Annotated in this window: 7 protein-coding genes and 1 pseudogene; 3 read left to right on the top strand and 5 right to left on the bottom strand. The window is 49.1% G+C overall.

The window, feature by feature from the left end:
• Positions 1-568 precede the first annotated feature (568 nt).
• The 3 genes and pseudogenes from EA392_00610 to EA392_00600 all read left to right on the top strand — a co-directional run bounded on the left by EA392_00610 (position 569) and on the right by EA392_00600 (position 4,379).
• Positions 569-1,444, top strand: a complete 876-nt coding sequence (locus EA392_00610; protein ID TVR42199.1) for a UDP-2,3-diacylglucosamine diphosphatase — start codon at positions 569-571, stop codon at positions 1,442-1,444.
• Position 1,445: 1 nt separating this feature from the next.
• The gene (locus EA392_00605; GenBank protein TVR42198.1) at positions 1,446-2,522 is read left to right on the top strand and encodes a glycosyl transferase; all 1,077 of its coding nucleotides are present in this window, start codon (positions 1,446-1,448) and stop codon (positions 2,520-2,522) included.
• A 327-nt stretch (positions 2,523-2,849) separates the two neighbouring features.
• A pseudogene (locus EA392_00600) lies at positions 2,850-4,379 on the top strand (SulP family inorganic anion transporter).
• A gap of 26 nt (positions 4,380-4,405) precedes the next feature.
• On the opposite strand, the gene EA392_00595 reads toward EA392_00600, so the two are convergent.
• The 5 genes from EA392_00595 to grpE all read right to left on the bottom strand — a co-directional run bounded on the left by EA392_00595 (position 4,406) and on the right by grpE (position 7,686).
• Entirely contained in the window at positions 4,406-4,729 is a 324-nt protein-coding gene (locus EA392_00595; GenBank protein TVR42197.1) for a TraR/DksA family transcriptional regulator, read from the bottom strand.
• A gap of 190 nt (positions 4,730-4,919) precedes the next feature.
• Positions 4,920-5,687: a 16S rRNA (adenine(1518)-N(6)/adenine(1519)-N(6))-dimethyltransferase RsmA gene (gene rsmA / locus EA392_00590; GenBank protein TVR42196.1), complete on the bottom strand. Its 768-nt coding sequence runs from the start codon at positions 5,685-5,687 to the stop codon at positions 4,920-4,922.
• On the bottom strand, positions 5,674-5,994 hold the full coding sequence (locus EA392_00585) for a DUF4286 family protein (GenBank protein ID TVR42195.1): 321 nt from the start codon (positions 5,992-5,994) through the stop codon (positions 5,674-5,676). The genes rsmA and EA392_00585 overlap by 14 nt, the downstream gene beginning before the upstream one ends.
• Complete coding sequence (gene dnaJ, locus EA392_00580; protein ID TVR42194.1) at positions 5,991-7,112, bottom strand: molecular chaperone DnaJ; 1,122 nt, start codon at positions 7,110-7,112, stop codon at positions 5,991-5,993. The genes EA392_00585 and dnaJ overlap by 4 nt, the downstream gene beginning before the upstream one ends.
• A gap of 7 nt (positions 7,113-7,119) precedes the next feature.
• On the bottom strand, positions 7,120-7,686 hold the full coding sequence (gene grpE / locus EA392_00575; GenBank protein ID TVR42200.1) for a nucleotide exchange factor GrpE: 567 nt from the start codon (positions 7,684-7,686) through the stop codon (positions 7,120-7,122).
• Positions 7,687-7,748 lie beyond the last annotated feature (62 nt).

Genomic DNA, 7,748 nt, shown 5'->3' with positions numbered 1-7,748 from the left:
ATCAGAGTCCCAGAGCGGTGACTCTGATGGAGGTTAGTGCATTTCATCGGTGCCGCAGTGCAGGTGGGCGTCCTGGGCATATGAAAACAAGTTCAATAATAACGCAACTGCTGGCAATAAGAGTCTGAGCATGGCTTGTGTTCTGATGGCTCCAAGATACAGTTTTGCGGAAAATATACGATTGATTCCATGTTTTCAGAGTACGGGGTTAAGGGGGTTCCAATTGGTGTATCGAAAGAACATGATCTGCAGCAGCGTCCACTTCCGCTTCGATTTTGCTTATCGGTTTACCAAAGTACATATTACGTTTCTCAAAAATCGTCCAATTTTCAGCAAACCTATACAACTACTGCTCTACATAAGTTTCTCTTAAACCAGGATTTACAATTATTGAGCAAGCTGTAACACATCGCTCATATACAAGTAACAACCGTGTGAGAAATTTGTATTCCGTAGATGAAACACTACGGAACAGAAAAAGCGCACCCCGGCCACACTTCGCCACAACGCACCCCTTGCCTGTGTGGCACTGGCGCGCACCCCACTTCGCAACGCAACAAACCATTCTATGAAACAACAAGACTCCTATGCCAATCGCCGCGAGGTGGATCTGGTAGTGATTTCTGACGTGCATCTCGGAACCTACGGGTGTCATGCAAAAGCACTGCTCCAATACATGAAGAGCATTGACCCCAAACAGGTGGTTCTCAATGGCGACATTGTGGATATGTGGCAGTTCAGAAAACGCTACTGGCCGCACGCACACATGAAGGTGCTCAAACAGATTGTATCGTGGGCGGCACGTGGTGTGGAGGTGCACTACATCACCGGAAACCACGACGAACTGCTGCGGAAATTCACCGGGTTTGAACTGGGTTCACTCAGCGTAAAAAACAAACTGGTGTTGCAGCTCGACAACCAGAAAGTATGGTTTTTTCACGGCGATGTATTTGACGTTACCATGCAGTATTCTCCGTGGCTTACCCGCCTCGGAGCCGTGGGTTACGACCTGTTGATTTTAATCAATCGAATTGCAAACCGCGTGTCAGAGCGCATGGGGCGGGGCCGATTATCGCTCTCCAAAAAGATTAAAAACAGTGTTAAAAGTGCGGTGAAATACATCAATCAATTTGAATCTGTTTGTGCCGAAATCGCCATTGAACAGGGATATGATGTAGTGGTTTGCGGACATATTCACCAGCCCGAAATCCGAAAAATACAGACCCAAAAAGGTGACGTGTGGTATATGAACTCCGGCGATTGGGTTGAGAATCTCACAGCACTTGAATACCACAAAGGCAACTGGAGCATCTGCAATTTTCGCGAATTGGCAGATACAGAACTTTCAGTGGTTGAGCAACATGTTGACAGCGCCGACCTCGCACCTGCTGAGCTCTTTGCCAATCTTGTGCTTGAATTCAGGTCTATGACCCCCACCCACTAACATGAAGATCCTATACGCAATACAAGGCACCGGAAACGGGCACATTACACGGGCCGAAGTACTGGTGGATGTTTTCAAGGCATTGCCCAATACCACCGTGGATGTGCTGGTTTCGGGAACGGAGTACAACCTCAACTTGCCTTTTAGTGTGAAATACCACCTGAGCGGACTCTCGTTTGTTTTCGGTAATAAGGGCGGCATTGATTACCGTTGCACGCTTGGCAGGTTGCGCTTTGGCAGGTTGGTTCGCGACATTAGAAAGTTGCCTGTTTGGGAGTACGACCTTGTAGTAAGCGATTTTGAACCGGTTTCTGCCTGGGCGGCGAAAATCAGAAAGGTGCCATGTGTGGGATTGAGCAACCAGGCGCACCTACTCACTGAACCTGGCACCGGCAAAAAACCAGGGTGGCTTAACCAACTCATCCTAAAGCACTACGCCCCTTCCGGAAATGCTGTGAGCTTTCACTACATTCCCAACGACAGGTTTGCTTTTCCGCCAATTATCCGCTCAAGGGTTCGGAATGCACCCGTGGGGCGCGGTGAGCATTTTTTGGTGTATCTGCCCTCGTACAGCGATTTGCAAATCATCCGCACCCTGCGCCAGGTACGCGGATTGAAGTGGGTGGTGTACTCCAAACGCGCAACGCGCACTGAGTACTACGGACATATTACCATTCGCCCCTTGCAGGAATCAGGATTTGTGGCAGATATGGCAACTTGCCGCGGTATGCTTTGCAATGCGGGCTTTGGCACTACCTCCGAGGCCCTGCACATCGGTAAAAAGATGCTGGTCATCCCTATGAAAAAACAATACGAACAGCAGTACAACGCCACATTCCTTGAGTCGATTGGAGTGCATACCTTGAGCGAGCTGCACCCGCAGTTTGCAAACGATATCACCCACTGGGCTCGCCATGCCAAGCCCATCAAACTCACCTATGACGATCAGCGAGATGTCGTTGTACAAGCCGTCCTTACGCGCTACACACAGCTTATCCCTGATGACACGAAGGCTTACGCTTTCACTAACAAGATGATACAAACTATTGCCGCCAGAGACGGAGTGATTGCAGAATGAGGAAAGGAGTTTTTGGCAACCGGCAAGGAGCACCGCCAATCACAGGCTGCAACCATAGCGAGGCCACAGACTGCCAGGTCATTTGCGGCTCTAATGTTAGTTGGTGATTTCATTGATTTTAGCCCTCGAGGAGTGATTTCCCCTTGGCTTTGATTGGCTTATTTCATTCAAAACTTCACCTTTGCCCCGGCTATGAAACCCAAGGTCTCTGCACTTAATCTATCCCTGGTTACTCCACCCTGAAGCAGAGCGTTTCCATGTGAAGAATTTTTTCGTCTTTCAGGGAGTTTGCCAACTCCTTAAATGCTTAATGATTACATCTTTTGAATGAAAAAGTATTTGAATCTATTTGATTTGTCGCAAAAAGTCAACTACAAAACGGAGGTCTTATCGGGTCTCACAGTGGCCCTTGCTCTTGTTCCCGAAGCAGTTGCTTTTGCGTTAATTGCCGGCCTGTCACCATTAACCGGTTTATACGCTGCCTTTGTTTTAGGTTTGGTTACATCCATTTTTGGCGGACGACCGGGTATGATTTCAGGTGCAACCGGTGCAATTGCGGTGGTCATTGTTACATTGGCAAAAAGCCACGGTGTGGAATATGTCTTTGCAACGGTAATTCTCGCCGGAATCATTCAAATGTCGGCAGGGTTTTTAAGGCTCGGAAAACTCATTCGTTTGGTTCCTCACCCCGTCATTTTCGGTTTTGTGAATGGTTTGGCCATCATTATTTTCATGTCGCAGCTCGATCAATTCAAGGACGTTACGGGCAACTGGCTAACAGGCCAAACCTTATATGTTTTGCTGGGGCTGGTATTGCTAACGATGCTTATTATATGGGGGTTGCCCAAACTCACAAAAGCCATTCCTGCGTCATTAACCGCTATTCTCGTTGTATTTGGACTGGTTTCATTCATTGGAATCGACACCAAAACGGTTGGTGATATCGCATCTATTCAAGGAGGTTTTCCACCTTTTCATATTCCGTCGGTTCCATTCAATTTAGAAACCTTGGTTTTGATTTTTCCATATGCAGCAATAGTTGCCGGCGTGGGATTGATTGAGAGTTTATTAACCCTGAACATTGTGGATGAAATTACCGAAACACGTGGACGCGGCAACAAAGAAGCCGTAGCCCAGGGAGCTGCCAATATGTTGTCGGGGCTTTTTTCCGGAATGGGTGGTTGTGCAATGATCGGTCAAAGCTTAATCAATGTTTCCAATGGCGCAAGAGCCAGATTATCTGGCATTGTGGCAGCTGTCATGTTGCTCGTTTTTGTAATGTTCGGCTCCGGATTAATTGAAAAGGTGCCGATGGCTGCCTTAACAGGTTTGATGATTATGGTTGCAATCGGAACTTTTGAATAGGCCAGTCTGAAAACATTCACCAAGATGCCCAAGTCGGATATTCTGGTGATGGTTTTGGTTACTTTGGTGACTGTGTTTTTGCACAATCTTGCATTGGCTGTTATCATTGGTGTAATCATAGCGGCCCTGGTATTTGCCTGGGACAATGCCAAACGCATCCGGGCCAGAAAATCAATAGATGAGCACGGTGCAAAGCATTATGAAATTTACGGTCCGCTTTTCTTTGGTTCCATCACTGCCTTTAATGAAAAATTTGATGTTTTGAACGACCCGAAAGAGGTCATCATCGATTTTGCCGAGAGCCGTGTTGTTGATATGTCGGCCATTGAGGCGCTCAATAAGATAACGGAGCGTTACCACAAGGTTGCAAAAACAGTGCACCTTAAGCATTTGAGTACAGATTGTCGCAGGTTGCTTAAAAATGCAGAAGCAATCATAGATGTGAATGTGATGGAAGACCCCACCTACAAAGTGGTTACAGATGATTTATGAGCTTCAATGGCGTAAAATATTCACTTTTAACTGGCACAATTCACGCAAAAGGCACTTTCGGGTTTGATTAAGATGCGGCCAACGGGAATTTGCCTTTTACACTTCATGCAATATCCAAAGTCATCACTGCCCACTTTAGAAAAGGCATACTGAAGCATTTTCAGTCTTTCCTGAGCTTGTCTTAATGCCGATTCCGTAACGGCTTTATTGTTAATAGCGTCCATTCTCGAAATACGGCCAATTGCAACATCCGGAGCCACCGGTTTGGTCAATTCCTGGTATTCAGCGATGAGATCTTCCGTCCTTGAAATTTCGGTTTTAATCTTCTGTTTTATTTCATCAGTTGTCATTTGCTCAAGTTTAGATTCTTACCGGGGGAGGATTCGTTATGTACGGGGCAACACACATATATCCCGCCTTCCCTCCAAACCTGCGGATATTTCCGCGATCTATGGAGTGTGCCATGCCGGCTATCAACCAATGAACCAAAGATATACATCTCTTTCATGCTCGCACCACCGCAAAGAGTCTTGAAGCTGACTATCTCTCCAGCATACCCGTAAGCGCCACGAACTCCTCTACGCTGAGGGTTTCGGGGCGGCGGTCAAAGAGAGGGTGGGTGGTGTTTACATTCTGAGGGCTAATGCCTTTGAGCGAGTTGCGGAGGGTTTTGCGGCGCTGGTTAAAGGCTGTTTTTACCACCACGGCAAAACGGTCGGGTGAGCAGCCGAGGTCTTGCACGGCATTGCGCCGCAGCCTGATCACCCCCGACTTTACCTTGGGTGGCGGGTTAAAGGAGCCTTCATTCACCGTAAACAGGTACTCCATATCGTACCACGCCTGGAGTAACACGCTCAAAATGCCGTACTCCTTGTTGCCGGGCGGCGACACAATACGACGGGCAACCTCGCGCTGAAACATGCCCACTACCTCGGGTACCTGGTTTCGCTGGTCGTACACCCGAAAAAGGATTTGCGTGGAAATGTTGTAGGGAAAATTGCCGATAATGCCCACGTGGTCTGAACCAAAAAGTGCTGAAAGCTCCATGGCAAGAAAGTCGTGCTCGTGCACACGGCCGCTTAACTGCGGGTAGTGCTCGTTGAGAAAGGCTACCGACTCTGTGTCGATTTCCGCCAGGTGCAATTCGTAAGGAAGCGGCAGCAAATGACGGGTAAGTGCACCCGTACCGGGGCCAATTTCGAGCAGATGGCGGTAGTTTCCGTGTCCGGTGAGGCTGCCGGCTATTTTTTCGGCTACGCCTGTATTGGTGAGAAAGTGCTGTCCGAGGTGTTTTTTAGGCCGTACCATCTTGCTGATGAATCACGTGCAGCAAGGTACGGAATGCGGCAAATTTTCCGGCGTATCGTTGGCTGTGTTCGGCCTGAAGCCGCGGTGCGTGCTTTTCCTGGTAGCGCTCATAATCGTCCATGGTGCGCAGGAAATACTGTATGGAATAGGCTTTTCCACCTTCCTCGTCGGCCAGGATACGCGCAATTTTGTTCTCAATGAAAAGACCGGTAGCCATCACATCGGGGATGTGTTTGGTTTTCATCCAGTGCAGCCATTCGTCGGCTACGTCGTGGTCAATGCTTACGGTTACGTTGTAGAGTATCATCCGAACATTTCTTTCACCTTCTGGAAGAAGCTCTTATCGCGGTTGGTGGGATTGGGCTGAAAATTTTCGGAAGCGCGCAGTCCTTCGAGGGCAGCCTTTTCTGCAGAAGATAGTTGCTGGGGCGTCCATACGTTGATGTTCACCAGCAAATCGCCGGCGCCACCGCCCTGCAGGTTGGGTACTCCCTTGCCCCGCAGGCGCACAAACTTTCCACTTTGGGTTCCGGGCTCAATTTTGATTTTGGCTTTTCCGCGCACCAGGGGCACCTCGGCCGCGGCTCCAAGGGCTGCATCCAGAAAACTGATGTACAGCTCGTAGTAAAGATCATTTCCGTTGCGTTTCAGGGTGGGGTGTTCCTCTTCCTCTACCAGAATGAGCAGGTCGCCGTTGATTCCTCCCATCGGGGCGGCATTTCCTTTGCCGCTCATGGTGAGCTGCATGCCCTCTTCCACGCCGGGCGGAATATTGACCGTTACAACGTCCTCCTCGCGCTTTAAACCATGCGCATCGGCACCCGGGGGAGCAGATTTTACGGTTTGACCCAGCCCGTTGCACTGCGGACAGGTAGAGCTGGTTTGCATTTGGCCGAGGATGGTATTGGTTACGCGGGTAACCTGACCTGTACCGCCACAGGTTCGGCAGGTGCTCATTTCAACACCTTCGGCCTGTACCAGTCGGTTTACCTTGAGTTTTTTCTCAACCCCGTACACAATATCCTCCAGGGTCAGCTTTACCCGAACACGCAGGTTACTGCCTTTAAAGGTACGGCGACCGCGCTGACCGCCACCAAAACCACTGAAACCACCGCCAAAGCCACCTCCGAAAATATCGCCAAACTGGCTGAAGATATCGTCCATGCTCATGCCGCCACCAAAACCACCTCCGGCAGCTCCGCCCATACCGGCGTGGCCAAAACGGTCGTATTTAGCGCGCTTATCGGCGTTGCTCAGGACTTCATAAGCCTCGGCTGCCTCTTTGAATTTGGTTTCAGCGTCCTTATCGTCGGGGTTTTTATCGGGGTGGTATTTGAGCGCAAGTTTGCGATAGGCTTTTTTGATTTCGGCCTCCGACGCGCCTTTCGATACGCCCAATACTTCGTAGAAGTCTCTTTTCGCCATGCTGTGCTTATTGTCCTACCACCACTTTGCTGAAACGCAGCACGTGATCGTTGAGGAAGTATCCTTTTTCCACTACATCTACCACCTTGCCTTTCAGGTCGTCTGATGGAGCGGGAATGTTGGTGATGGCCTCGTGTAAGTCGGTATTGAAGGGCTCGCCTTTCGCTTCTATCTCTTTAAGTCCGCTTTTTTCCAGACTCACTTTGAATTTATTGTAAATCAACTCAAAGCCTTGTTTAAGCGCGGTTGCATCGTCGGTTTCCCGGTTGGATTCAATGGCGCGCTCAAAGTCATCGAGCACAGGCAGGATGGTTTTGATGGCCTCTCCGGACGCCGTTCGCTGCATGTCGAGTTGCTGTTTAGCTGTACGGCGGCGATAGTTGTCAAATTCGGCATAAAGTCGCAGGTATTTATCGTTGACGGCTGCCAGTTCGGCTTCCAGTTTTTCTTCACGACTTTGTTCCGGGCTTTGTTCGGGCGCCTCTTCAACCGCGGCCTCAGTTACTTTATTTTCCACGTTTTCAGAATTCTCTACTTCCTGTTCAGGAGCTGTTTCTTTTTTCTTCTTCGCCATATTCCGATGTTTAAAATACCGCATGCCCGCGATGGGCAAATTGTTTGCCAGCGCAAATATGC

It is taken from the genome of Cryomorphaceae bacterium (assembly GCA_007695365.1).
Lineage (GTDB): Bacteria > Bacteroidota > Bacteroidia > Flavobacteriales_D > SKUL01 > SKUL01.
Note: the sequence above shows the minus strand (reverse complement) of the source record. Positions and strands in the feature narration are given on the sequence as shown.

Coding starts and splice junctions, on each gene's coding strand:
- dnaJ (TVR42194.1), bottom strand. CDS start 7,112: ATGGCGAAAAGAGACTTCTACGAAGTATTGGGCGTATCGAAAGGCGCG.
- EA392_00595 (TVR42197.1), bottom strand. CDS start 4,729: ATGACAACTGATGAAATAAAACAGAAGATTAAAACCGAAATTTCAAGG.
- rsmA (TVR42196.1), bottom strand. CDS start 5,687: ATGGTACGGCCTAAAAAACACCTCGGACAGCACTTTCTCACCAATACA.
- EA392_00610 (TVR42199.1), top strand. CDS start 569: ATGAAACAACAAGACTCCTATGCCAATCGCCGCGAGGTGGATCTGGTA.
- EA392_00605 (TVR42198.1), top strand. CDS start 1,446: ATGAAGATCCTATACGCAATACAAGGCACCGGAAACGGGCACATTACA.
- grpE (TVR42200.1), bottom strand. CDS start 7,686: ATGGCGAAGAAGAAAAAAGAAACAGCTCCTGAACAGGAAGTAGAGAAT.
- EA392_00585 (TVR42195.1), bottom strand. CDS start 5,994: ATGATACTCTACAACGTAACCGTAAGCATTGACCACGACGTAGCCGAC.